Raw genomic sequence first — 23877 nt, 5'->3', positions numbered from 1 at the left:
TCAGGGACGCGCCAGTTCCCGCTTGAGGATCTTGCCCGAAGGGTTGCGGGGCAGCTCGTCCACGAAGACGACTTCCCGTGGGACCTTGTAGCGGGCGAGATTGGAGCGGACGTGGTCTTTGACCGCCTGCTCGTCGAGTTCGAAACCGTCTCTGAGGACTACGAAAGCCTTGAGCCGCTGGCCGAATTCCTCGTCGTCGACGCCCACGGCGGCAGCTTCGGCGATGGCCTCGTGGGCGGAGAGGAGTTCCTCGATCTCTCGCGGGAACACGTTCTCGCCGCCCGAGACGATCATCTCGTCGTCCCGCCCGTCTACCCACAACCGGCTGTTCTCGTCGAAGTGACCGACATCTCCTGTCGACATGAGGCCGTCGATCACCTCCTTGGTCCCGCCGCCGGTGTAACCGCCGAACTCCATTCCGCTGCCGACGAAGATGCGGCCGACCGTCCCGGCTGGGACGCGTCGCCCCGCGTCGTCGTATAGGCGGACGGTGGTCCCGAGCGGAGCCCTTCCAGCGCATCCCGGCGCGGCCCGGAGGTCCTCCGGCGTGGCGATGGTGGCCCACGCGACCTCGGTAGACCCGTAGAGGTTGTAGACGATCTCTCCGAAGGCGTCCATGGCGCCCCGGGCTAGCGACGCCGGCAGTTGTGCTCCGCTCGAGGCGATTATCCGGAGGGATGAAAGATCGGCCGAAGCGATCCTCTCGCCCGCGGCCATGAGGAGCCGGTTGAGAATCACGGGGACGAGGGTCAGCGCGCTGCAACGGTGCTCCACGAGAGCGACGATCGTCGTCTCCGGGTCGAAACGACGCCGGACCACGATCGTCGAGCCCAACCCCAACGCGAGGACCGAGATGCCGAGCCCCCAAGCGTGGTGGACTGGGGACGCGACAAAGGTCGATTCCCTGCTTCGGAACGGGATCATCGACAGGATGGCCGCCGGGGCTACGAGAGAGCGCGGGTTCGCCCTATTGGCACCCTTCGGCGTTCCCGTGGTCCCGCTGGTGAGTATCACCACGGTGCCTTGGACTCCCGGCGGCGACGGCGGCTCGGGGTTGCCGGCGGTGATCAACGACTCGATCGTCGGGCCGTCGCCGGCGCAGCGCGACGGGTCGTCGGTCCACGCGACGAATCGTCCCTTGGGTGCCTTCGCCTTGGCGACGGTATCTGAGAACTCCTCGTCGTAGACGAGAGCCTCCACTCCCTCGCGAGCGCAGACCTCGGCCGCCTGCGGAGCGGAGAAATCGGTGTTGAGGTACAGGGCACGCCCGCCGAGTTTCAGCACCGCGTAGCTGGCGTCGTATATGCCTCTGTGGTTGCGGCACAGGATGCCCACGCCCGACCCGGGTCCCACGCCGCGCGCTCTGAGGGCGTTGGCGAGAGCGTTGGAACGCCTTTCCATCTGGTCGTAGGTCAACGACCCCAGATCGTCCGACAGAGCCGGCCTGTCCCCGTGGCGGATCGCGGCGGCGGTCACCGCCGCACCCATCACGCCGTAGCGATCCAGTGCCTGGTACATCGCGAAGAGCCTGTCCGGCCGCTCGGGCCCCAGCATCCCCGCGCCAACGAGCGTGGCGAACGCCCGCGTCTCGACAGGGAGCCGCATGAGCATCCGTGCCAGCTGGGCGAGGTCTTTGAGGGGATCGGGCACGTTGCCTCCGGGAGTTCAGGTTCCGATGGAGTAGTGGCAGTTCGTCTGCACGAAACCGATCACGTTGCTGCCTGCCGCCTTCACCTTCGGATCGAGCAACAGCTGGGCGAGCTGGGGATCGCTGATCTTCTTCCCGTTCAGGCCGGCTCGTTGCAGATCGGCGAGGATCTCGGCGACGCTTTCGATGTACAACTTTGCGTCGGGTGCGATTTCCGGGGGCGCGGAGGCGATCATCGTCGGGGCTTCGGCCACGTAGTCGCCGAGGAACTGCTTGCGGACCTTGTCGTTGGCGGCGAAGGAGAGCTGCGCCATGTGCTTGTACGTCGCGACGACTGCGGTGCAGAAGTTCTCAGTGCTCGGTCCGCCCGTCAAGACCGGCGGCGTCCATCGGTCCACGGTCACAAGTGTCGTCGTGGGCCCCGTTGCTCGCGGCCGCTGGCCTCCTGCGCAGGCCGCCACCGAAGCGGCGAGCAGTACCGCTGCCATGGCAGCCCGCAACGCCCGAGACCGGTCGGGATCACGCCGACGTGTGTATCGCAAAGGTGCCCGGCGCGTAGAAGATGTTCTTGCCCGCCGGCGACGGCAGCCCGATCAGCCCATTGAGCAGGCTTGCGTTTGAGGGCGCGCACAGCTGGTTGGGGGGCGTGGTGCCGGCTCCCGGGGCGTCCGGGCTGGGCGGTGTGTTCGGGTCTATGGCCCCGATGGGGAAGTCGTTGCTGACGAGGGTCGCGAACGCGTTGGTTATCGGACCGGTGACCGGTTGGCCAGTGAGGCTCCCGCTCGTCTGGCTGGTGAGGTGAGCCGGTGTGGTCTCGTCGGCCCAGCTGAGGCCGGTGACGGGGCTGACCCCGTTTGCTCCGGGTTGCAGGTCCGCAGCCGGTACGCCCGCGTTGCGGAGGTCGCCGAGCGGGATCGTGCACTCGTTTCCGCTGGTCGCGCTGACCTGCCCGGTCACGCTTCCGAGGAGAGCGCTGATGGCCGGGGGGAGGGTCCCGCCGGGTAGCAGCTGCTGCAGAAACGAGAGGACCGGTCCCAGATCCGATGTCGCCTTGGCCGAGGAGTAGAACTCGGTGTTCAGGCCTCCGTTGGCTGCCGGTGTCGGGTCGATCGCGGCGGCCAGCTCGCCGTCCGCGGATGCGTAGGCGTGGATGAGCGTGACGCCGGGGATGCCCGAGATGCCGACGGCTACGTCGATGGGGTTGGAGAACTGGAAGTTGTTGTTGTACTGGTCAGCGTTGCCGTTGCCTGTGCTGCCGTAGGGGTTGCCGGTGATGCCACCGGACTGGTTCGGGAGCGCGAGGAGCCCGCAGGCCTTCGCGAACATCGAACCGTGCTCGGGTGTCGCCGGTGTCGCCGGGACCACGGGCCCTCCGAGCGTGACCGTGACGAGGCTGTTGGCGATCTGCAGGTAGCCGCCGTAGAGCATCGGTCCGGTCGGGTCCTGGACCGAGGGCTGGCCGAGCGTGGCTGAGAACGGGACCTCGTACGGCGTGAAAGCGTCGCTGCGCTGCGAACCTGCGTGCGGGTACTGCTCCGGCAGGCATGAGGGAAACGGCGGGTTCGGGTACGGGGACGTGTCGGCCCGTGCGGTTCCCGCGGGCACCAGCAGAGCCGAGACGGCAGCAGTCAGGCCGGCTACGGCTGTGAGGCTCCGACTGCGTTTCACGAGGACGGCCAGTTGCACGGTGATCCGGATGGCTTTGTCGTCGCCGGGTTGTTGAGACCTTGCAGTTCGAAGTCGAAGCAGAAGGGCGTCTTGAATGTGCCGACACCGGCGGCTGCGGGCAGGCCGAGCAGCTTGTTGAACGTCTGTGCGATCGACGGGGGGCAGCTGTTGGACGTCTGCACCGCGGGGACGGAGAAGGAGTTGCTGACCGATTCGGCCTGCCCCTGCATGGTCGGCCCGGTGACAGGCTGGCCCGAGAGCGCGCCATCGGTCTTGGTAGTGAAGAGCGCGTTGAGCGTCAGGCCGCAGGTCATGCCAAGGGTCGTGACGGACTCGCTGGTGGACCCGGTGAGGGTGATGTCCAAGCCTCCGTTGTGTGCCGGGCTCGGGTCCATGGCCGCCTGAAGCGTCCCGAACGACACGTTGGCAGGCAGAGCCTCGAGGCCGGCCACGTACACGTTGGGTGTGGCGATGTTGATGGTCGGCGGCCGGATGGTCCCGGAGAGCTCGGGGAGCTGTACCCATCCGCAGAGTGAGGCGTAGAGGTTGGGGATCTTCACGTTCGGCGGGAGGTCGATCTCACCGCCGTTGATGATCGCTTTGAATGGCACCTCATAGCGGACCTGTCCCGTGTAGAGATGGCCGTTGTACAGGTATCCGCCGGGCGGCGGCGGGTTGGGGTACCCGAGCGGCGGATATTGCGGGCCGGGGTAGGTCTCGTTCGGAGCGTTGTCGCAGCTGGACGGGAAGGCGGGTGGCGCGTGGGCGTCGCCATAGGCGGGTCTCTGCCCCACCGAGGCGAGCAGGGCGCTCATTGCTACCATCACGAGGATCCCGGCCAGCCGGACCCTCACGGGCACCCCTCGCAGGCGCCCGGCGAGCAGCCTCACTTGGGCACCTCGAGGTTGTCGATCAGCCACTGCCCGTTCTGGCGGAGCATGGTCAGGCGCACCCGGAGGGGTTGTGTCACCGAATTCGGCTTCTGGACGCTGTTGGTCACGGACTGGTCTATGAACAGCACGACGATCGCCTTGGAACCCGACACCGTCTCGACGCCGGCATCGATCACCTTGCCCGTCGCCGTGGCGTTGTACTGGTTGAGGAGCTTGGCGAGGTCGGCGCTGGTGCTGGCGAAGTCCTTGCGGAACTTGGCCGTGGCGTGTGACTCGACCCGCGCCCAGGGGGAACCGGGGCCGTTCAGGTTCTTGTAGTTGTAGCTGGAAAGCTCCACGCCGTAGGTCTTGGCAGCCGCTAGGGCGCTCGAGCGGAGTGAGCTCTCGTTGTCGCCGTTGAAGTGCAACAACGTGAAGACAAGCGCGCCCGCGAGGATCGCGATGACCACGATGTTGACCAGCGCGGTGATGCTGAGGGTCCTGATCCTCTCACCGTGCGTCGCGACGCGGTCGCGCAACCCGCGGCGAGACGAGTGGGCCGGCCGTCGTGCGGAGTCCGCCACCCAGGCCGGTCGCGTCTCCGTGCGGTCTCCGGCGTCCGTCGCGCCGCCGGCGTCCTCGCCGGCCGTGTATTCACCGGCGGTGTCTTCGCCGGCGTCCTCTTCCTGCGCCGGCAGGTTCTCGTCTTCTCCGGGTGGGGCCAAGCTCATGATGCTATCCCTGGGGTGCTGGTGCCTTGTCGGCGCCGCGCTGGAGGAGGTCCGGTGCCTGGACGCCGCAGTTGAGCGTCAGGTCCGCCACAGCCACAAGGCTGTTGGGCTCCGCCATCGTCGACGTGTAAGGGCAGACGGTGTGGTTGTAGTTGAAGGTCAGTTCGAAGCGGATCTGGCCGTTTGTAGAGGTTGATGCGATGTCGGTCGCGAACAGCGGCAGGACCTGGAACAGCGCCCTGAACGCCGGCTCGCGCTGGAAGCTGAGGTTGCTCAGGTCACCGAGGTCGGCGAGCAGCCCGATGGTCGGCTGCGCGTACTGCTGGAGCTGCTGGTTGGCCGTGTTGCTCACAGCCGCCCCGTTCTGCAGCAGCTTGATCAGGTCGGTGTTGGACTGGGCGACCTGGGCCGACAGCAGGTTGAGGTTGTGGGAGAAGTCGGCGAAGTCGCCGGCCGTCTGGTTGAAGGTGTTGAGGACGGTGTTGCCGTCGTCGATGAGGCTGATCGTCCCAGGCGTGGCTGACTGGAGAGCCTCCAGGAGAGTCGAGCCGTCCACGATGATCGAGCGCAGGTCGTCGCCGGCGCCCTGCAGGCCTTGCGCGAGCGCGTGGCTGAGGGTGTTGAGATCGGACGGGTTGAGGCTGCTCACCAGCGAGTTGACCGTGGCGAGGAGGGTCCCGATCGAGACCGGGATGCTCGTGCGGTCCTGGGGGATGGTGTAGCCGCGAGTGAGGTAGGGGCCGTCTGAGGTGGTGGTGTCGGCCGTCAACGACGGGCCCGGCGCAGGGACGAGGTCCATGTACTGCTCCGCCGCAGCGGTCAGCTCCTTGACATTGGCATCCACGTTCTGCGGGATCTTCTCCCCGTTGCGGATTGCCATGTCGACGACGACCCGGCCCGGGTACAGGTGCACGGCGGTGACCTTGCCCACCTCGACCCCGCGGTAGGTGACCGAAGCATCGGAGTAGATGCCTCCGGCTGCGGGCAGCACAGCGTGGATGGTGAAGGGCTGGTTCGTGATCTTGAGGCCGATCGCGTCGAAGAGGATGTAATAGAGACCCACCACGGTGACGACCAGCAGTGCGGCGATCCGGCCGAGGATGGCTCTGCTCACGGCAAGCCCCCCTCGATCAGGATGGCGATGGCGGACCGGTCGTACGACTGCGTCGACTCGGGTGGGTCGACCGTTATCTTCTGGAGAGGCAATGCGTCCGAGGGCACGGGTGGCACGTCCACGGTGGCGTTTATGGCGAGCTGCACGTAATCACCGGGCGTGATCCTCGGCGTGTTCCGCTCGAACGCGTCGACGGCCTCCAGCGCCGGGCCGAGCTGCTGCTGCACGGACACGAGCTGGTTGAGCAGGGGCTGGAGTGCTTTCACGGTCTGGACGGTGCCTGTGGCGCTCGCCTGGATGATGTTGTTCGCGGCGCTGCTGAGCCGGTCGAGCTGGGTGAACATACCCGCGAGGTTCTGGTTCTCCTGCCCGAGCACCGCCACCGCCGGCCCGATCGTCGCGATGCCGTTGGTAATGGTGTCGCTGCCGTCGTTGAGTGTCTTGGACAGAGCCGCGATCGCGGTCAAAGCGTTGTCGATCGACGGCGAGTTCTGGGCAAAAGACGTCACCGTCGCGTTCAGCGACTCGAGCAGCGACCGGATCTTCCCCTGGTTCCCGTCCAGAGCGAGGTTGGTCTGGGTGATGATCGTCTGGAGCTGGTCGATCCCACCTCCGTTGAGCAGAGCCCCGAGAGCCCCGAACGCGTCCTCGACGCTCGGTGCGGTGGTCGTCTCGGACTCGGGGATGTGCGAGCCGTTCGCCAGCGTGGCGGCTCCCGACGGGGCAGGTTGTGGAGGCTGAAGCAGCACGAAGTCCTCGCCCAGCGGTGTGTCGAAGTGGATCGCGGCGGTGGTGCCGACGGGCAGCTTCACCTTCTGCTTGATCCGCATCGTCACGACAGCCTTGAAATCGTTGACCTTGATCGCGGAGACGTAGCCGACGGAGAACGCGCCGGTCCGTACCTGCGCGTTGGCCGGCAGGTTGACGACGTTGGCGAACGTCGCCGTCACCGCGTACGTGGGGCCGGATACACCGCCGATCTTCGGGAGTGACTGCAAGCTGATGCCGCACGAGGACGCGGCCAGCACCACGGCGAGGACACCGGCCGTGCGTATACCTCGCAACGAACGTGGGTGGAGGCGGTTCATCCTGCCAGAGCCTGCAGCGAGAGGTTGGGTCCGGCCGAAGCGCCCGGCGGGGGTGTCAGGGCGTTGATCGCGTTGCCGATGCCGCACAGGGTGTCCACTGGCGTGGCAACCGTCAGGGGGTTCGTCTGGGTGCCGGTGGCGAGGATGACGAGGAAGCGAAGCGCGGCGTTGCCGCACACCTGGTTGAACAGCTGCTGGGTCGAGCCGACGGCATCGTAGCGGCCGCGCAGTGCTGGACCGCCGGGGGCGTTCTTGTCGATGGCGTTGTCGAGGTTCTGCAGCGACAGGGGCGAGAGGTCGAACACTTTCGCCAGGGCGGCCTGCTGCGACACGAGCGCGCCGGCGAATGTCCTCAGGTTGGAGATGCTGTTCCCGAGCTTCGAGCCGTCGGCCTGGAGAAACGAGTTCAGGTTGGCGAACAGCTGTTGCAAGGCGGTGAGCACGGCGGAAATGTCAGTGCGGTCGCCGGCGAGGATGCTGCTGACCGACGCCAGGTCGGCCGCGAATGATTGGTAGGTCGAAGCGTGCGTGGCAAGGGCGTGGCTCAGGCTGCCGAGGTTGTTCAGCACGCCGGCTACTTGTGGGGCGTTCTGGGCGAAACCGTGAAGCGCCTGGCTGAAGTTGACCACGGCGGCGTTGAAGTCCGGTCCGTCGTTGCCGAACTGCACGGCCATCTGGTGGAGAAGTTGTGACAGAGCCCCGTTCTTGTTGGCGCCGTTCGGCCCGAGTTGGTCGGCCAGCCGTGTGAGCGCCTGGACGACGAGATCCACGGACTGCGGGATGGCGGTGCGGTTTACAGGTATGACTGTCCCCGACGCCATGGTGGGGCCGCCCTGGTAGGCAGGCAGCAGCTGCACGAAGCGGTCCGCCACGACGGTGGGAGCCATGATCACCGCTCCGGCACCGGCAGGGATCTTCACGTCTGAGCGCACGCTCATCTTCACCAGCACGTAGTCAGGGCCGGGCTTGATGCTCGTCACAGATCCGACCGGTATCCCGAGGATGTCAACGTGGTTGCCGGGGTAGATGCCGGGCGCCTCGGCGAACTGGGCGGTGATCGTCCGGGTCGACCCCCCGCTGGAGGCCACCGCACCGAGTAGCCCGGCGACTATGAGCACCGCCACCGAAGCGGCGAGCCAGGGGATCATCCGCTGGGTCGGGGTCCTCATACCCTGCACCCGCGCTGAGGGTCGAGGGTGCGGAGCTTGGAGCACTGGGCGATCAGGTTGTCCGGTACGACCAGGGTGGGGGCGACGAAGTCCGCGAACGGCCCCGATCCGGTGACGTTGGCGCTGTAACGAGTGAATGCTGCGAGCAGGGGGATCGCGTCGCCGAGGTTGGAGCTGTCCTTGGCGAGGAAGCCCGAGACGGCCTGCAGGCTCGCGAGCATCGGGTCGAGCACGGACCGGTCGCCCACGATGAGGTGATCGAGCTGAGCGGTCAGTCCCGTCGTAGTGGAGAGCAGGTTGTCGATGGCCGCCTTGCGCTCGTTGAGGACCTGCAGGACAAGGTCGGCCTGGCCGAGCAGGTCGACGAGCTGGGCGTTGTGCGAGTTGAGCTCGCTCGTCAGCTGGTCGGCCTGGCTTATCAGGTTGGCAACCTCGCTTTGGCGAGCGGCGAAGACGGCCGAGAGGCGCGCGACGCCGTCGATGGCGGCCTTGGTCTCGGCCGGTGTGTTAGCAGCGAAGGTCTGCGTCAGTACCCCGAGCGATTTCACCAGCTGGTCGAGGTTGGTCTGCTGGGTCTCGGTGGTCAGCTCGTTCAGGTCGCTGACCAGGGTCCCCGGGATGGTCGTGCGGCTCTGCGGGATGGGCGAGTGGAGCTGTCCCGCGCCGCCAGGCGTCAGCTCCAGGTATTCGACACCGACGGGATTGAGGATCTTCACGTCGAGCCTGGTGTCGACTCCGAGCCGGGGCCCGCCGCTGACGGTGAAGGTGACCCGGGCGGCATTGCCGTGCAGTGCCAGACCGGTGACGGCTCCGACCCGCACGCCGGCGATCGTCACCACGTTGCCCTTGTCGAGCCCGACGGCCGAGGCGAGGTCCGCCTGGTAGGTGTGCTGGTTGCTGATCAGCGGGAGCTTGGAGAAGTTGAGCGCCAGCAGGGCGGCGACGACGAGGACGACGGCCGAGATCGCCGCGATGGCGTAGAGGTTCATCTCCCGGAACTTCCTCATGCGCACACGCTCGTCTTCTGGGACTGGTCCCCGATGGCGCCGCTGGGGACCGTGAGCGGCGGCGACTGGGGGACCGTCGGGGACAGCTTGACGCTGATGGGGCCGCTCACGTTGAGGGTGAGATCGCAGATGTACACGGCGAGGTAGTTGCCGGAGCTCGTGACTTTGTCGAGCGAGTTGAGAAGCGCCGGCAAGTCCGCGATCACGGCGCTCAGCTGCGGTTGGTTGGCCAGGAGCTCGGAGGTGACGCTTTGCAGCCCGCTCAGGTCCTGGTCGAGGGTCGGCTGGACGTTTTGGAGCAGGTTGGTCGCGTTGACGGTCAGGTTGCTGAGGCCGGTTACGGCGTCGCCGATCTGCCGGCGCTGCCCGGCTAGGCCGTTGACCAGCGAGTCGAGCCCGTCGATGAGGTTCCCCAACTGCGAGTCCTGCCAGTTGACGCTGGTGAGCAACGGGGTGAGGTTGTCGAGGATCTGGTCGATCACCGATTGGCGGGAGGCGAGATTGTCGGTCAGCACGGCGGTCTGGTTGACGAGGTTGGCGACCGAACCGGACTCTCCCTGGAGCACGGCGATGATCGAACCGGTCAAGTCGTTGACCTGCTTGGGGTCGAGCGCCGCTAGCAGTGGCTGGAAACCGGAGAACACGGTGGTGAGGTCGAGCCCCGGTTGTGTCTGCGCCATCGGGATCGTGGCGCCGGAGTGCAACGGAGAGCCGCCCGGCGCGCCGGCGCTGATTTGCAGGTAACGCTGGCCGAGCAGGTTCTCGAACTGGATCGATGCGGTGCTGCTGGTGGTCAGGTGGTTGGACGACGCCACCGTGAAATCGACCTTCGCCTTGTCCCCGACGAGGCCGACGCCGTTGACCTTGCCGACCTCGACACCGGCGATGCGCACCGTGTCGCCGGACTCCAGGCCTGATGCGTTCGCGAAGATGGCGTGGTACCCGGTGCTGGGTTGCCCGAGCTTCAGATCGAGGAGGGTGGCGACGACGCTGACAGTGATCAGCACCGCCACCACTACGAATACGCCCAGCTTTATGAGATCGGCGCGGAACCGGTTGCTCACTGGGATCCCGACATGGATGAGAGGAGCGGGAACAGCACCATGGAGGCGAGCGCCGGGGATGCCGGCGGGCGGCCTCCGTTGAGGGCGGCCGCTATGGCGTCGATGGCACGAAGCTCGTTGAGATAGGGCGTTGCCGGCCCCGAATACGTCTGCTGCTGGGTCGACTGGTTGGGGCGGGTCTGCGATGCGGTGGACGGATGGTACGAAGCCGCGGATACCGAGGATCCCGAGACCGGCGCCGCGGCGGGGCTGCCTCCCGCGCCGCAGTAGGGATTGCTGGCCCCTGGGTACTGGGGGCAGTTTGCGGCCGAGTACGTGGCGGGATTGAACGCGGATCCGAGCGCGGCGCTGATGGACGCGGGGTTGTCGTAGCCGAGCGCGGCGTTGACGCCGGCGCTGATGTCGGTGATAGGGAGGTTGGCGTTCACCGACAGGTACGGTCCGTTGGATTCTGCCGCGGCCCACGCGGCGGCCCACTGGCCGAGTCCCTGCAGTGTCAGCGAGAGCTCGTTGGGGTTGGCCGTCACGTCCGAGAGCAGCGGCCCCGACTGGTTCATGAGTGAGATCAGCGCGTTCTGGCTCTGCTGGAGGATGTCGGCGAATCGCTGGGTCGCCGACTGGCCCGTGGTGAGGACGGTGTTCAGCTGCTGCTGCTCGTTGGTGATGGTCTGAGCCGAGACAGACGAGTTCGAGAGGAACCCGAGCAGGTCGGGCGCGGCCGCCTGGAGATGGCCGCTCACCGGATCCAGCAACTTCAGGTCCGACTGCACGGCCGGCAGGTGGGGCTCGATCGCACCGAAGTAGTCGGACGCGTCGTTCAGGGCCTGGCCGAGGTTCTTCCCTTCTCCCCGCAACGCCGTAGCAAACGCCGTGAGAGCGGTGTCGAGATCTGCCGGGTGAACCGCGTGCAGCAGGTCGTAGAGCTGGGTGACCGTTCCCTGCAGCGACGTGGACGGGGCGCCTGCGTACGGCGGGATGAAGTCGCCGGCTTCGAGGTGGCCGGCGCCGATTGCCGCAGGGGGCACCAGGTCGACGTACTGGTTGCCGAAGATCGACAAGGGCGCGACCTCTGCCTGAACGCCCTTGGGCACCTGCGCCATCTTCGACGGGTACATCTCAAAGCGGACAGCCACTGTCCCGTTCGCGGCCTCTTTCTCGCTCGCGACCTTCCCGACGGTGACGTTCCTGTACTGAACCGATGCGCCGACCGTGACCGCGTTGCTCCCGGTCGGCAGCTCCGCGTCGATCGATACCACGTTGGTGAAATGACCTGTGAACGCGAGGACGATCGCGTACACGATCCCGATTACCAGCGCCGCCAGTGCAAGCCCCAGCACGGCCCTCGCGGTGCGGGATTCCTGGAAGCCCTCGAGGCTCAGGCGGCGCGTGCTGGTGCCCTGAGACGGTTCGGCGGGGGAGGGGTAGGTGGTGCTCACTGAATCCTCACGACGAGATCTTGATGGCACTCGAGGTACCCCAGAAGAGCACCGTCATCAGCATGTCGCTGACGGCGATCGATACAACGCTGGCGCGGATGGCTCGACCAGCGGCCTTCCCGACTCCTTCCGGGCCTCCCTTGGTGTTGTATCCGTAGTAGCAGTGGATGGAAGTGATGAGGATCGCGAACACCACGACCTTCAGGACCGACAGCCCGATATCCCGCGCTGTCAGGAACTCGTGGAAGTAATGGAGGTAGGTGCCGGAACCCTGCTGCGCGACTGCGACGATTGTCAGTTGGGTCGCGAGGTAGGCGCCGGCGAGGGCGGCCAGGTAGAGGGGTACCGCGACGGTGAGCGCCGCGAGCATCCGGGTCGTCACCAGGTAGGCAAGAGACGGGACGCTCATCACCTCCAGCGCGTCGATCTCGTCGGTGACCCGCATCGCGCCGAGCTCGGAGGTGAAGCGGCAGCCCATCTGGGCGGCGAGGCCGAACGCCGTCAAGAGTGGGGTCAGCTCTCTTGTGTTCGCGAACGCGGATAGGTACCCGGCGAGCGGGGCGAGCCCGATGATCTGCAGACCCTGATATCCCTCGAGAGCGAGCTGGACCCCGACGACAGCGGATAGAAGCGCCGCGACCACGACCGTGCTCGCGACGATCGCGAGGATCCTGCTGCCGAAGGTCACCTCGCCGAGCAGCCGCAGGTACTCCTTGCGGTACCGCCGGAGGACGAGCGGCACGTCCGCGAGCGCTCGGAGGCAGAACAGCATCATCTCGCCCAACACGGCGAACTGCGCGACGGCAGCATTGCCCACCCGGATGGTGCGCCGGCCGGTGGCCTTGAGAGCGGTGACGGGGGCTGCCATTACACGAACGGCGGGGGGACGAGGACCAAGAAGATCTCGGTCAGGATCAGGTTCACGACGAACAGCGCCACTCCGGTGACCACGACGGATTGGTTGACGGCCTCGCCCACGCCCGACGGGCCCTTCTTGACGCTGAGCCCCTTGTAGGAGGCGACGATCGACGCGAGCACGCCGAACACGACAGCCTTGAGTTCGGACTCGATTATGTCCTGGGGTTGGGCGAAGGTCGTGAAGGAGTTCAGGAAACCGCCGGCGGCGCCGTGCAGGACGGTCACGTCTGCGACGTAGCCAGAGATGATCCCGGCCATTGCGACGATGCCGTTGAGGAGTACGGACACGACGACCATGGCGAACATGCGGGGTGCGACGAGGCGCTCGACCTCGTCGAGGCCCATCACCTGCATGGCCGCGATCTCGTCGCGGATGGTCCTGGCGCCGAGGTCCGCACAGACAGCCGATCCCCCGGCGCCTGCCAGGACGATCGCAACTATGAGAGGCGCTGCCTCGCGCACGGTCCCGACCGCGTCGACGGCACCGACGAACGACGGTGCACCGATGTTGTTTGCGAGGCTCCCCACCTCGAGCACGAGAACCAAACCGAACGGGAGCGCGATCAATAGCGTCGGCAGCAACGACACGGAAACGAGGAACCACGCCTGCTCGAAGAACTCGCGCCACGCGAAGCGACGGTTGACGATCGCAGTGACGGTTGCGATCACCGTGTCGAGAACGAGTGCGACGAGGGCGCCAAACGACCTGACACCGCCCAGGGCCGCCCGCTCCAACTCTTCCGCCGCGCTGCGGAACCCGCGGGTGGCGTATTCGCCCCATCCGGGCCTCCTCTGTTCGAGAGAGGGCAGCCGCCCGGGCTCCGGTTCTTCGTCGAAACGGCCGACGACAGTCACAGCGTCGGGTCGCTGCGGAACACGCCCGGCGTCACCACGGCGAAGAGACAATCACATGGCGCGAGGGCCGGCAAACTGCCATGTGCGGCAATGGTTGACCGGCCCGGCGATGTCTTCACCGAAAGGAATTGGTCGCCGTGCAGGGAATATCCTGCCTGCTGGCAAGTATCCGCAGCGGAACTTTTACGCGATCAAGGCGCGGCGCCCCCCGCCGCAGGAGGAGTTCGAGTGGACGCGTCCCCGTTGGGTGTACCGGTTCTCGATCCGGACCCCGGGCCGGTTCTCGACGCCGTCATCTCCCTGCGCGGGGTCACCAAGCGTTTCGGCACCCACACCGTCCTCAAGGACATCACCTTCGATGTCCCCCGCGGGCAGATCACGGCCGTGCTCGGACCGTCAGGAACGGGCAAATCGGTCTTATTGAAGAACATCATCGGTCTCCTGCGGCCCGAGGAGGGCCAGATCTACATCGACGGAGAGCCGATCGTCGGGATCCGGCACAAGGAGATGCTGCGAATCCGCCGCAAGTTCGGCGTGCTCTTCCAGGACGGAGCTCTGTTCGGGTCGATGGACATCTTCGACAACATCGCCTTTCCTCTCCGCGAGCACACCAACAAGGGCGAGCGTGAGATCAAGACCATCGTGTTGGAGAAGGCGGAGATGGTCGGCATGGTCGCCCACCTCAGCAAGCTGCCCGCCGAGGTCTCCGGAGGCATGCGCAAACGGGCCGGGCTCGCGAGGGCGCTGGTTCTCGACCCCGAGATCGTATTCTTCGACGAGCCGGACTCGGGTCTCGACCCCGTCCGCGTCGCCTACCTCGACGAGTTGGTGCGCGACGTCCAGCGCGAGGTCGGGTGCACCTTTTTCATAATCACCCACAACATCGAGTCGGTGAAGCGGACCGCGGACTACATCGGGATGCTGTACCGGTCGAGCCTCGTCCGGTTCGGCCCGGCGCACGAGATGTTCACGAGCCAGCGGGCACTGGTGAAGCAGTTCCTCGCAGGAAGCTCCCAAGGGCCGATCAGCATGGACGAGATGGTCGACGCAGAGCGCGGCGACGACGAGATCCGGGCTCTGCTCGCCGACTCGGGCGACGACCAGCCCGGCTCCGCTGGTTAGCGCAGCTCAGCCGGCCACCTCTCGTCCATGTCCCGGATCCGCAGGGACAGGGCGCGCAGGAGATTCCGCACGAACTTGGGCGATCCGTCGGCGAGAGTCCTGAAATCGTCCCTGGCCAACTCGAGAACCCTCGTATCCGTCACGGCCCGGACGTTGGCGGAACGGGGCAGCCCGTCGATGAGGGACAGCTCGCCGATGACGTCCCCGGGGCCGAGGCGCTTGATCACCTTGCCGTCGCGTTCCACCTCGGCTTCGCCGTCGACGATCACGAACATCAAACCTCCGTCGCGACCCTCTCGGGTCAGGACCGACCCGGCCGGCCTCTCCGTGTCCACTGTCAACGAGGCCATCGACGCCAGCTCGCGCTTCGTGCAGGCCTCGAAGAGCGGCAGGCGCGACAGGATCGCGATCTTGTCGCGTCGCAGGAAGCGGGTGACCATGCGCGCCGACGCTACCGGACAGAATGAGCCCTGCTGACAAGGAGGCCGGTCGATGATCCACCCGAACGAGGTCCTGGGCGAACTGCGGGAACCTGCCCGCGAGCTTCGCGAACACATCCCCGACGTGATCGGCGCCTATGCCGACATGCAGCGCGCGGCGATGGCCGAGGGGGCGCTCAGTTCGAGAGTCAAGGAGTTGATAGCCCTCGCGGTGGCGGTCACCCGGGAATGCGACGGGTGCGTGGCGTCGCACGCCAGGGGAGCGGCTAGGCGTGGTGCGAGCGAATCGGAGGTGGCGGAGGCACTCGGTGTGGCTGTCCTGATGAACGGCGGCCCGGGCACCGTCTGGGCTCCCCGCGCGTTAGCGGCTTTCCGCGAGATCGCCGGACCGCCCGAGACCTGACGTCACGTTGGGGTGTCGCCCGTCGCCTCCTCGATGACGGCGTCGGATAGGGCGGGCCACGCCTCGGCTGCCCACGGTCCGAACGGCGCGCTTCCGAGCGCTGCGGCGCCGAGACCGAGCGCAGGGTCCACCCACAAGAACCCGCCTGCCTGGCCGAAGTGCCCGAACGTGGCCGGCGAGTTGCGGCTCCCCGTCCAGTGCGGGCTCTTGTGGGAGCGGATTTCGACGCCGAGACCCCAGTCGTTGGGGTCCTGCTTCCCGAAGCCTGGTAGGACTCCGGTGAGCCCCTCAGTGGCCACCGCCGTGGCCCGGGCGAGCGTCTCGACGCTGACCAGCTTGGGATCGAGGAGCTCGAGGACCATTTTCATCAGGTCGTCGAGCGGGCCCGAAGCCCCATGGGCGGGGGACCCGTCGAGCCGGGTGGACTGCATGCCGAGCGGTTCGAGGACGGCCTCGGCCAGGTAGTCGCCGAAAGTGATTCCCGTGCGCGAGGCCAGGTGCGATGCCGCCAGCTCTATGCCGCGGTTGGAGTAGATCCGCCGGCGCCGCGGTGGTGCGAGGACTCGGTCGCTGTCAGGCGCCAGGCCCGACGCGTGCGAGAGCAGATCGGCCAGGGTCGCACCCTCGGGCCCGGCGGGGTCCTCCCAGCCCACCGATCCCTCCTCCACGGCGATCCAGACACACATCGCCGTGAGCACCTTGGTGACCGACGCCCAGGCGAACACGTCTGCGGCCGGGCCCCACAGGACCGGCTGCTCGGAGCCGCGGGTGACGTACCCGGCAGCGGCGGTGCCGGGCCACTTCGAGATTGCCAGCAGCGCGCCGCTCACGCGCCGCTTCCCTGAGAGGGGCATCCGAGTCCCGAGCTGAGGGCCCCGAGGTTGGCCTCGAGCAGGTTGATATATGTGGCCTGGCGCGGCCAGCCACCCGCCGGCGGACCCACGAGGGTGTCGAGGGCCCTGACCTCCACCCCTGCTGCCGCGGCCGCCGCGCGAACCGTGGTCTGCGGCACCCAGGGCTCGACGAACACGGTCGTCGCTCCCGACGCCTGGATGGCCGCGGCGGCGGATCGGACCACTGACGCTTGCGGTTGGTCGACGCCCGCTACCACGTGGAAGGTCAGCCCGTATGCCCGGGCCGTCTGAGCGAAGGCGACGTCGGGCGCGAAGACGTCGCGGCGTGGGCAGGTCGAGATGGTCGACTGGTAGTCGATGCCGGTCGAGCCGAGAGCGTCCCCGAAGGCGCGCGCGCCCGCCTGGAATGTGGCCGCGTCACGGGGGTCCGCCCTCTCCATCGCGGCCGCGATCTGTGGCACCGCCTTTCGCATCGCAGCGGGGTCCAGCCAGTAGTAGGTCCCGCCGGCAGGGGGAGCGACGTGGACGACCCGCTCGGGCGAGCTGCCCGCCGCCGAGTCGATCGCCGGCTGCAACCCGGTGGGTCCGAGCACGACGAGGCGGCTGTTCGACAGAGCCGCGCTCTCCGCCGTCCCTGGCTGGTACGACAGGGGGTTCTGCCCTGGCGGCACCACGTTGTCTGCGCGGGCCCGGCCCTGCCCGATCTGCTCGACCGCCTGCGCGAGCGGGTACAGGCCGGTGACCACCACCAGTCCCGGCACCGAGTTGCGCGGCGCCGGCGGGCTCGAGCCGCAAGACGCCAGTAGCGACGAGACCATCAGGGCCGCCGCGAATCTCTTCAGGCGCGGGCTCATCGCGTACGGCGCGGACGTCACCCGATCCCGTGGTCGCGCAGGGGACCGACGGCCAGCCCGGCGTCCGCCCACCGTTCGGCGAGGCGCGGGAGAGCGTCGACGGTCGACTTCCAGCTCTGCGAGGCCGAGGTGATGTCCGAGTCGTGCAGCAGCACCGTGGCGCCGCGATGGAACGTCCGCTCCACGTTGGCTGCGACGCTCTCACCGGTCGAGTCCTCGCGCCAGTCGATGCCCCACGTGGTCCACAGCACCATCTGCAATCCCGAATTCCTGCCAGCGAGCCACGACGGTAGAGCGACCCCGCCGTAAGGCGGACGAAACCACCGAACCTCGGACCGAGTCACCTCTTCTATGCAGTCTCTCGCCCTAGCCACGTCGGTGACAGTCGCCCGCGGAGAGCGAAGCAGGTGGCTGCGGTGGTCGTCCCCGTGCACAGCCACCTCGTGGCCGCGCTCGACCAGTTCCCGCGCGAGCCCCGGCGAGCGGCGGACCTGGCAACCCAAGCAGAAGAACGTGGCGTGCCATCCCAGCTCGTCGAGCACGTCCAGTATCCGCGGGGTCGACACCGGGTCCGGCCCGTCGTCGAAGGTGAGCGCCACATGCCCGGCACTCCCCACCCCGGACAACCGGGGAAACGCAAGGCAACGACCCGCCCGCCACGCCACGACACCGGGTAAGAGGTGCACGAAGGCCGCTGTCGCGGCGCCCCCGGCAGCTATCCCGGTCAGTTTCAGCGGGCCGGCCATCATGCCGGCTCCGCTGGCGTCATTGGCCGGTCCGGCGAGATGCTTGTGCCTGCGCACGGCGGGCGACACTAGCGGCCCCCAGTCGCGGCGGTCGAAGCTAGTTTTGACAGCAGAGGCGAAGGCCGGCATACGAGGCACCAATCGAGCGACAGGGGACCACATGCACGTTCCGTTGACAGTCGGGGACTTCCTGCAACGCGCGGCGACCGTCTACCCCGAGCGGGTCGCGGTGGTCGACGAACCCGGGACCCCGGGTTCGTTCGGGACTGTCTCCTACCGGGAACTGGACGCACGCGCTCGCGGAATGGCAGTGGCACTCGACGAGCTTGGAGTCGGTTTCGGGGAGAGGGTGGCCATCGTCAGCCCGAATGCCGCGCGATTCGCCGTGTCCTTCTACGGGGTGAGCGGGTACGGGCGGGTGCTGGTCCCGATCAACTACCGGCTTGGCGGCGAGGAGATCCGCTACATCGTGGAGCACTCTGGAGCCACCGTGCTTCTGGTCGACCCCGAATCCGAGCCGACCGTCGCCGGTATCAACGTCAAGCACCGCTTCGTCCTCGACGGAACGTCGGACGCCGCGCTGTTCGACCCTGCGGCCCCAGCCGAGCCGTCGCAGTGGGAGCCGGACGAGGACTCCACGGCGAGCATCAACTACACGAGCGGGACGACCGCCCGTCCCAAAGGCGTCCAGATGACCCACCGGAACTGCTGGTTGAACGCCACCGTCTTCGGCTGGCATGTCAACGTGAGCGACCGGGACGTGTACATGCACACGCTGCCGATGTTCCACTGCAACGGCTGGGGCATGCCGTACGCGGTCACCGCGATGGGCGTCCCGCAGGTCGTGGTGCGCAAGATCGACGGAGAGGAGATCTTGAAGCGGATCGACGCGCATGGCGTGACGCTCCTCTGTGGTGCGCCGGCGGTCGTCGCGGCAGTTCTGGAGGCTGCGAGGGTCAGGCGCGAGGCAGGCGAAGCGGTTCCCGGCCGGGACAGGGTGCGGATCGTCGTCGCAGGGGCGCCGCCGCCGTCGAAGACGATCGAACGGGTCCAGACGGAGCTCGGGTGGGAGTTCATCCAGATCTACGGCCTCACCGAGACGTCCCCCCTCCTGACGATCAACCGCAAGCGTTCGGAGTGGGACTCGCTCGACTCGGAGGAGCTGAGCAAGCGGCTCAGCCTGGCGGGCGCTCCAGCGGTGGGCGTCCAGATGCGGGCGTCGAAGGACGGCGAGGTCCTGGCCCGGTCAAACCATGTCTTCGCCGGCTACTGGCAGCAGCCCGAGGAGTCGTCGAAGGTTCTCGTCGACGGATGGTTCCACACCGGTGACGAAGGCCGGATCACCGAGGACAACTACGTGGTGATCTCCGACCGCAAGAAGGACGTGATCATCTCCGGCGGCGAGAACGTGAGCTCCGTCGAGGTCGAGGACTGCCTGTACCAGCATCCCGCCGTGGCCGAGGTTGCGGTGATCGGGGTTCCGAGCGAGAAGTGGGGCGAGACGGTCAAGGCGCTGATCGTGCTGCGCGCCGGACAGGAGGCGACCGAAGAGGAGCTGATCGAGTTCTGCCGCGGCCGGCTGGCGCATTTCAAGTGCCCGACGACGGTCGAATTCAGGGACGCTCTCGCGCGCACCGCGACCGGGAAGCTCCAGAAGTTCAAGCTGCGCAGCCCCTACTGGGAGGGTTACGAGAAGCGGGTCAACTGAAGAGGTTCGGACCTCTTTAACTCGTCGCAGTCACCGTCCCACCTCTCGCCTCACGTCGAGCGCCGCTTTGTCGGTCCTCAGTCCCTCGTAGCGGGGGTGTCGGAGCTTGCCGTCCCTCGTCCACTCGGTAAACGACACCGCCGCCACCAGTTCCGGCCTCACCCAGTGCGAACCCTTGACTCGGACGGGAGGGGCGAAAGGGCACTCCGTGGTGGAGCGTTCCGCGAGCATCGCATGGAGCCGCCCCAGTTCGGCTTCGGAGAAGCCGGTCCCCACCTTGCCGGCGAAGACCAGCCGCCCGTCCTCGTCGTAGTAGCCGACGAGCAACGCGCCGAGGGCGGATCGGCTGCCGGTAGGTTCGGTCCACCCGCCTACGACCAGTTCCTGGCTCGCGCTGCACTTGAGCTTGCGCCAGTCAGGTGAGCGCCCAGAGCAGTAGAGGGACCCCGGTCTCTTGGCCACGAGACCTTCCCAACCGTTGCGGCACGCCTCGTCCAGGAGCTGTGCGGGGTCTCCGGTGAGCCGCTCGACGGTGGTGATCGTCCCGCGTGTCGGTCCGCCGGCTGCGGCTACGAGCCGATCGACCAGCTCGGATCGGTCGGTTAGAGGCAGGTCGCGGGTGTCGTTGCCGACAAGGTGCAGCACGTCGAACACGACGTAGACGGGAGCCGCCCGTCTGCCCGACTGCTGGAGCAGGGCGAAGCTCGTGCGACCCTCGTCGTCGAACGCGACTATCTCGCCATCGAGGGTGACGTCGTCGACCGGAAGCTGCGCCACGGCGGAGACCACATCGGGGAAACGGGCGGAAAAAGACAGGCGGTTGCGCGACCACAGCTGTACTTCTGCACCGTTGCGCGTGGCGAGGCAGCGGAGCCCGTCCAGCTTGCGCTCGAACACCCAGTCGCCGGCGTCCAGAACCCGTCGTTCTTCTGGAAACCGCAACAGCTGGGCGAGCATCGGTTGCCGCCAGGTCGCCGGCATGGTCCTGCTGCCGGGCTTACCGCGCGGTGAGTATCCGTTGGCTGAAGCGCATCTCACGGCCTTCGCCGACGAACGTGTCGTGGTACCGGCCAACGAAGGCTGGCGTCCAGGAGCCCTCCAGCTTCGCCGCGACGCTCAGGTCCGCCACCGCGTGGAAGGTGCCTGACTGCGAACCGTTGCTCACGACCACGTTGGACACCTGGTGCAGGGTGGAGTGGTTGCCTTGGTCGACGAGCATCGCCTTGATGGCTGCGCGCCCGTCGAGATTCTTCCCGAGGGCCACGAAGCGGGCGTCGTCGGTGAACAGAGCCGCGGCTGCGTCGTAGTCACCGTCGTCCACCAGGTGGCAGTAGCGAGCGATGAGGCGCCGGATGGCCGAGTCGACTTCGGGGGGGACTTCCTTGGGGCTCGTCATCGGCTGTGACCTTAGAGGCTCCTGACCTCTTTAGGTCCGGCCGCCGAGGCGCCGGTCCGCGATCAGGTCGACGACCAGCCCGGTCCAGCCTGTCTGGTGAGATGCGCCGAGTCCTGCTCCGGTGTCGCCGTGGAAGTACTCGTGGAACAGCAACTGGTCGCGCCACGCGGGATCGTCTTGCATAACGGTGTAGTCGCCGAAGACCGGCCGCCTCCCGTCGGAATCCCGGAGGAATATGCCCACGAGCCGGCGGGCCAGGTCGTCGGCGACCGCTGAGAGCGTCGCCTGGTCGCCCGAACCGGTCGGACACTCGACCACCAGCCGCTCCCCGAAGAATCGCTGGTAGGAGTCGAGCGCTCCGATCAGCAGGTGGTTCAGGGGGAACCAGACAGGCCCCCGCCAGTTTGAGTTACCCCCGAAGAGGAAGTTCGTCGACTCGGCCGGCTCGTAGTCGACGCTCGCGTGCATGCCTCCGAGATCCATGCTGAAGGGATGGTCATGGTGGTGGCGCGAGACCGACCTCATCCCGTGGTCCGACAACATCTCAGCTGGGTCGAGGCACCGCTGCAGGATTCTCCGCAGCCGCTGCTCCCCGACGACCGAAAGGAGGATCCTTCCGTCGCTGCGCGTGATTTGGTGCGAGTACTGCTGCTTGTTGTCGACGAACCACTCGAGGCGCCGGGCAAACGACGGGAGTCCGGCGAGGTCCTGCTCCTCCAGGACCGACACGGCGAACAGGGCCACGATGCCGACCATCGAGCGCACCTTGACGGGAATTCGTTGGCCACCGTCGAGCACCACGAGGTCGTAGAAGAACCCGTCCTCGTCGTCCCAGAGGCCCTGCGACTCCATCGCATGAGCGATGTAGGTGAAATGCTCGAAGAACTTCGTTGCCACGTCCTCGTAGACATGGTCGTGCTTCGCGAGTTGCAGCGCGATAGCGAGCAGGTTGAGGCAGTACATCGCCATCCAAGCGGTGCCATCCGACTGCTCGAGGATCCCCGGGACGGGGAGAGGTTTGGAACGGTCGAACAACCCGATGTTGTCCAAGCCGAGAAAGCCGCCCTCGAACACGTTGTTGCCGGCCTGGTCCTTGCGGTTCACCCACCAGGTGAAGTTGAGCAGGAGCTTGTGGAACACGCGCTCCAAGAAGTCCGTATCGGGAGTCGCGTCCTCGCCTCGGGCGGCGCGCGACTGCCGGTCGACCTCCCATACACGCAGCGCTGCCCAGGCGTGAACCGGCGGGTTGACGTCACTGAAGTTCCACTCGTACGCGGGAAGCTGGCCGTTGGGGTGCATGTACCACTCCCGGCCGAGCAGTATGAGCTGGCGCTTGGCGAACTCCGCGTCGAGGTGCGCCAGCGCAACGCAGTGGAATGCCAGATCCCAAGCGGCGTACCACGGGTACTCCCAGGGATCGGGCATCGAGATCACGTCGCGGTTGTCGAGGTGCACCCAGTCGCCGTTGCGGATGTCGCCCCGCCCCGGTGGCGGTGGCGGCTGACCTGCGTCGCCAGCCAGCCAGCGCTCGACGTTGTAATGGAAGTACTGCTTGGACCACAGCATCCCCGCCGCGGCCTGTCGAAGTACCGTCTGTTCGTCCGGGGTGCTGTCCTTCGGTGCCAGCGCATCGTAGAAGCGGTCGGCTTCGGTTTCGCGATCAGCGAGGATCCGCTCGTACGCGGCTGCGAGGTCTCCCTCGGCGGATGTGGGCGTCGGCCGGGCACCTTCGCCCGGCTTCCAGAACCTCAGCCGTAGCTCGCTGGTACCGCCCGCGGGTACCTCCAGGCGGTAGCGCAGGGCCGCCTTGGTGCCGGTCAGGGCCGGATTGACCGTGGGAGCACTGGAGATCAGGTGCTCGGCGATCCCGTCCTTCAGGTAGGCAGGCCCCGGGGTTCCGTAGAGCTTGTGGTTGTTGGTTTCGTTGTCGCAGAACATAAGCTCCGGTGTTCCGGCACCGGCGAGGATCCACTCGCCGAGGACAGGGTGTACGGCTCGGATCGAGGCGCGACCGTCGGCCCGGAGGCTCGGACGCTCCGCTTCGCCGCCCCAGCTCCAGGTGTTGCGGTACCAGATCGTGGGGAGGACGTCGATGACCGCCGATTCTGGGCCGGCGTTGCGGACCTCCAATCGCCAGAGCATGTCCTCAGGGCCCCCCTTGGCCCAGGTCGCCGTCACCGCCCAATAGCGGTCATCCCCGAAGATCCCCGTGTCGACGAGCTCGTACTCCGGGTCCTGCCGCGAGCGGGAGCGGTTGATTGCTACTAGGTCCTCGTAAGGGAACGCACGCTGCGGGTAGTGGTACCGCCAGCGCAGCCACGACGAGGTCGGGGTGGCGTCGAGGTACCACCAGTACTCCTTGACGTCCTCGCCGTGATTGCCCTGCTCGCCGGTGAGGCCGAACATCCGCTCCTTGAGGATGGGATCCTGCCCGTTCCACAGGGCCACGGCGAGGCACAGCTGCTGGTCTACGTCGCATATGCCGCCCATGCCGTCCTCGCTCCAGCGGAACGCTCGCGACGCCGCATGCTCGAACGGGAAATACGACCACGCGTCGCCGCCTGCCGAGTAGTCCTCCCGGACGGTGCCCCAGGCCCGCTCCGCGAGGTAAGGCCCCCAACGACGCCACGGCAGGTCCCCCCGGTCGGCCTGGGCCAGGCGTTCTCGCTCGTCCTCCACTCTCAGATGCTCTCACGCCGAAAGTTGAGCGTGTTGGGAACAAGTTTCTTCCTGGTGTCGTTATCCTGGCTGTCTTACAGGATTACACCCCCCTAAGTGAGGCCT

23 protein-coding genes are annotated in these 23877 nt (G+C 67.0%); 3 read left to right on the top strand and 20 right to left on the bottom strand.

Annotated features, from left to right (window positions below; translation table 11 throughout):
- The 13 genes from VNF71_06225 to VNF71_06165 all read right to left on the bottom strand — a co-directional run bounded on the left by VNF71_06225 (window position 1) and on the right by VNF71_06165 (window position 13570).
- Window positions 1-1650, bottom strand: a complete 1650-nt coding sequence (locus VNF71_06225) for an AMP-binding protein (protein ID HVA74143.1) — start codon at window positions 1648-1650, stop codon at window positions 1-3.
- 15 nt (window positions 1651-1665) lie between these two features.
- Window positions 1666-2046: a hypothetical protein gene (locus VNF71_06220; GenBank protein HVA74142.1), complete on the bottom strand. Its 381-nt coding sequence runs from the start codon at window positions 2044-2046 to the stop codon at window positions 1666-1668.
- Window positions 2047-2167: 121 nt separating this feature from the next.
- Entirely contained in the window at window positions 2168-3253 is a 1086-nt protein-coding gene (locus VNF71_06215; protein HVA74141.1) for a hypothetical protein, read from the bottom strand.
- Window positions 3254-3312: 59 nt separating this feature from the next.
- On the bottom strand, window positions 3313-4206 hold the full coding sequence (locus VNF71_06210) for a hypothetical protein (GenBank protein HVA74140.1): 894 nt from the start codon (window positions 4204-4206) through the stop codon (window positions 3313-3315).
- Window positions 4203-4919, bottom strand: a complete 717-nt coding sequence (locus VNF71_06205) for a hypothetical protein (protein ID HVA74139.1) — start codon at window positions 4917-4919, stop codon at window positions 4203-4205. The genes VNF71_06210 and VNF71_06205 overlap by 4 nt, the downstream gene beginning before the upstream one ends.
- A 4-nt stretch (window positions 4920-4923) precedes the next feature.
- Complete coding sequence (locus VNF71_06200; GenBank protein HVA74138.1) at window positions 4924-6033, bottom strand: MCE family protein; 1110 nt, start codon at window positions 6031-6033, stop codon at window positions 4924-4926.
- Window positions 6030-7121 (bottom strand): MCE family protein, encoded by a 1092-nt coding sequence (locus tag VNF71_06195; protein ID HVA74137.1) that lies wholly within the window; start codon window positions 7119-7121, stop codon window positions 6030-6032. Before VNF71_06195 ends, VNF71_06200 begins: the two co-directional genes overlap by 4 nt.
- Window positions 7118-8290, bottom strand: a complete 1173-nt coding sequence (locus VNF71_06190) for an MCE family protein (protein HVA74136.1) — start codon at window positions 8288-8290, stop codon at window positions 7118-7120. The genes VNF71_06195 and VNF71_06190 overlap by 4 nt, the downstream gene beginning before the upstream one ends.
- Window positions 8287-9297 (bottom strand): MlaD family protein, encoded by a 1011-nt coding sequence (locus VNF71_06185; protein HVA74135.1) that lies wholly within the window; start codon window positions 9295-9297, stop codon window positions 8287-8289. Before VNF71_06185 ends, VNF71_06190 begins: the two co-directional genes overlap by 4 nt.
- On the bottom strand, window positions 9294-10361 hold the full coding sequence (locus VNF71_06180) for an MlaD family protein (GenBank protein ID HVA74134.1): 1068 nt from the start codon (window positions 10359-10361) through the stop codon (window positions 9294-9296). The genes VNF71_06185 and VNF71_06180 overlap by 4 nt, the downstream gene beginning before the upstream one ends.
- Entirely contained in the window at window positions 10358-11797 is a 1440-nt protein-coding gene (locus VNF71_06175; GenBank protein HVA74133.1) for an MCE family protein, read from the bottom strand. Before VNF71_06175 ends, VNF71_06180 begins: the two co-directional genes overlap by 4 nt.
- A gap of 7 nt (window positions 11798-11804) precedes the next feature.
- The gene (locus tag VNF71_06170) at window positions 11805-12665 is read right to left on the bottom strand and encodes an ABC transporter permease (GenBank protein ID HVA74132.1); all 861 of its coding nucleotides are present in this window, start codon (window positions 12663-12665) and stop codon (window positions 11805-11807) included.
- Window positions 12665-13570: an ABC transporter permease gene (locus tag VNF71_06165; GenBank protein ID HVA74131.1), complete on the bottom strand. Its 906-nt coding sequence runs from the start codon at window positions 13568-13570 to the stop codon at window positions 12665-12667. The genes VNF71_06170 and VNF71_06165 overlap by 1 nt, the downstream gene beginning before the upstream one ends.
- Before the next feature lie 228 nt (window positions 13571-13798).
- Here VNF71_06165 and VNF71_06160 point away from each other — a divergent pair, with 228 nt between their 5' ends.
- Complete coding sequence (locus tag VNF71_06160; protein HVA74130.1) at window positions 13799-14692, top strand: ABC transporter ATP-binding protein; 894 nt, start codon at window positions 13799-13801, stop codon at window positions 14690-14692.
- Here VNF71_06160 and VNF71_06155 read toward each other — a convergent pair.
- Window positions 14689-15132: a cyclic nucleotide-binding domain-containing protein gene (locus VNF71_06155; GenBank protein ID HVA74129.1), complete on the bottom strand. Its 444-nt coding sequence runs from the start codon at window positions 15130-15132 to the stop codon at window positions 14689-14691. The genes VNF71_06160 and VNF71_06155 overlap by 4 nt on opposite strands.
- A 52-nt stretch (window positions 15133-15184) precedes the next feature.
- Between VNF71_06155 and VNF71_06150 the strand changes: the two genes are divergently transcribed.
- Window positions 15185-15535 carry a carboxymuconolactone decarboxylase family protein gene (locus VNF71_06150; GenBank protein HVA74128.1) on the top strand — a complete coding sequence of 117 codons (351 nt, stop codon included), beginning with the start codon at window positions 15185-15187 and terminating at the stop codon, window positions 15533-15535.
- A 2-nt stretch (window positions 15536-15537) separates the two neighbouring features.
- Here the strand turns inward: VNF71_06150 and VNF71_06145 are convergent, their stop codons facing one another.
- The 3 genes from VNF71_06145 to VNF71_06135 are packed head-to-tail and all read right to left on the bottom strand — an operon-like array spanning window position 15538 to window position 18046.
- The gene (locus VNF71_06145; GenBank protein ID HVA74127.1) at window positions 15538-16365 is read right to left on the bottom strand and encodes a serine hydrolase domain-containing protein; all 828 of its coding nucleotides are present in this window, start codon (window positions 16363-16365) and stop codon (window positions 15538-15540) included.
- Window positions 16362-17264: a metal ABC transporter substrate-binding protein gene (locus tag VNF71_06140; protein HVA74126.1), complete on the bottom strand. Its 903-nt coding sequence runs from the start codon at window positions 17262-17264 to the stop codon at window positions 16362-16364. The genes VNF71_06145 and VNF71_06140 overlap by 4 nt, the downstream gene beginning before the upstream one ends.
- A complete protein-coding gene (locus VNF71_06135) occupies window positions 17261-18046 on the bottom strand; it encodes a polysaccharide deacetylase family protein (protein HVA74125.1) in 786 nt (261 codons plus the stop codon). Before VNF71_06135 ends, VNF71_06140 begins: the two co-directional genes overlap by 4 nt.
- A gap of 103 nt (window positions 18047-18149) precedes the next feature.
- On the opposite strand from VNF71_06135, the gene VNF71_06130 reads away from it, so the two are divergent.
- Window positions 18150-19697: an AMP-binding protein gene (locus VNF71_06130; protein HVA74124.1), complete on the top strand. Its 1548-nt coding sequence runs from the start codon at window positions 18150-18152 to the stop codon at window positions 19695-19697.
- 30 nt (window positions 19698-19727) lie between these two features.
- Here the strand turns inward: VNF71_06130 and ligD are convergent, their stop codons facing one another.
- The 3 genes from ligD to VNF71_06115 are packed head-to-tail and all read right to left on the bottom strand — an operon-like array spanning window position 19728 to window position 23772.
- Window positions 19728-20678, bottom strand: coding sequence for a non-homologous end-joining DNA ligase (gene ligD / locus VNF71_06125; protein ID HVA74123.1), 951 nt, complete (start codon window positions 20676-20678; stop codon window positions 19728-19730).
- 16 nt (window positions 20679-20694) lie between these two features.
- Window positions 20695-21093, bottom strand: a complete 399-nt coding sequence (locus tag VNF71_06120) for a nuclear transport factor 2 family protein (protein HVA74122.1) — start codon at window positions 21091-21093, stop codon at window positions 20695-20697.
- Window positions 21094-21123: 30 nt separating this feature from the next.
- Window positions 21124-23772, bottom strand: coding sequence for a hypothetical protein (locus VNF71_06115; protein ID HVA74121.1), 2649 nt, complete (start codon window positions 23770-23772; stop codon window positions 21124-21126).
- Window positions 23773-23877 lie beyond the last annotated feature (105 nt).

Source organism: Acidimicrobiales bacterium (assembly GCA_035533095.1).
In the GTDB taxonomy this organism is placed as follows: domain Bacteria; phylum Actinomycetota; class Acidimicrobiia; order Acidimicrobiales; family Palsa-688; genus DATLUM01.
This window is presented reverse-complemented; position numbering and strand designations above follow the sequence as displayed.

Coding starts and splice junctions, on each gene's coding strand:
- ligD (HVA74123.1), bottom strand. CDS start 20,678: ATGCCGGCGACCTGGCGGCAACCGATGCTCGCCCAGCTGTTGCGGTTT.
- VNF71_06190 (HVA74136.1), bottom strand. CDS start 8,290: ATGAGGACCCCGACCCAGCGGATGATCCCCTGGCTCGCCGCTTCGGTG.
- VNF71_06185 (HVA74135.1), bottom strand. CDS start 9,297: ATGAGGAAGTTCCGGGAGATGAACCTCTACGCCATCGCGGCGATCTCG.
- VNF71_06195 (HVA74137.1), bottom strand. CDS start 7,121: ATGAACCGCCTCCACCCACGTTCGTTGCGAGGTATACGCACGGCCGGT.
- VNF71_06155 (HVA74129.1), bottom strand. CDS start 15,132: ATGGTCACCCGCTTCCTGCGACGCGACAAGATCGCGATCCTGTCGCGC.
- VNF71_06130 (HVA74124.1), top strand. CDS start 18,150: ATGCACGTTCCGTTGACAGTCGGGGACTTCCTGCAACGCGCGGCGACC.
- VNF71_06170 (HVA74132.1), bottom strand. CDS start 12,665: ATGGCAGCCCCCGTCACCGCTCTCAAGGCCACCGGCCGGCGCACCATC.
- VNF71_06120 (HVA74122.1), bottom strand. CDS start 21,093: ATGACGAGCCCCAAGGAAGTCCCCCCCGAAGTCGACTCGGCCATCCGG.
- VNF71_06205 (HVA74139.1), bottom strand. CDS start 4,919: ATGAGCTTGGCCCCACCCGGAGAAGACGAGAACCTGCCGGCGCAGGAA.
- VNF71_06150 (HVA74128.1), top strand. CDS start 15,185: ATGATCCACCCGAACGAGGTCCTGGGCGAACTGCGGGAACCTGCCCGC.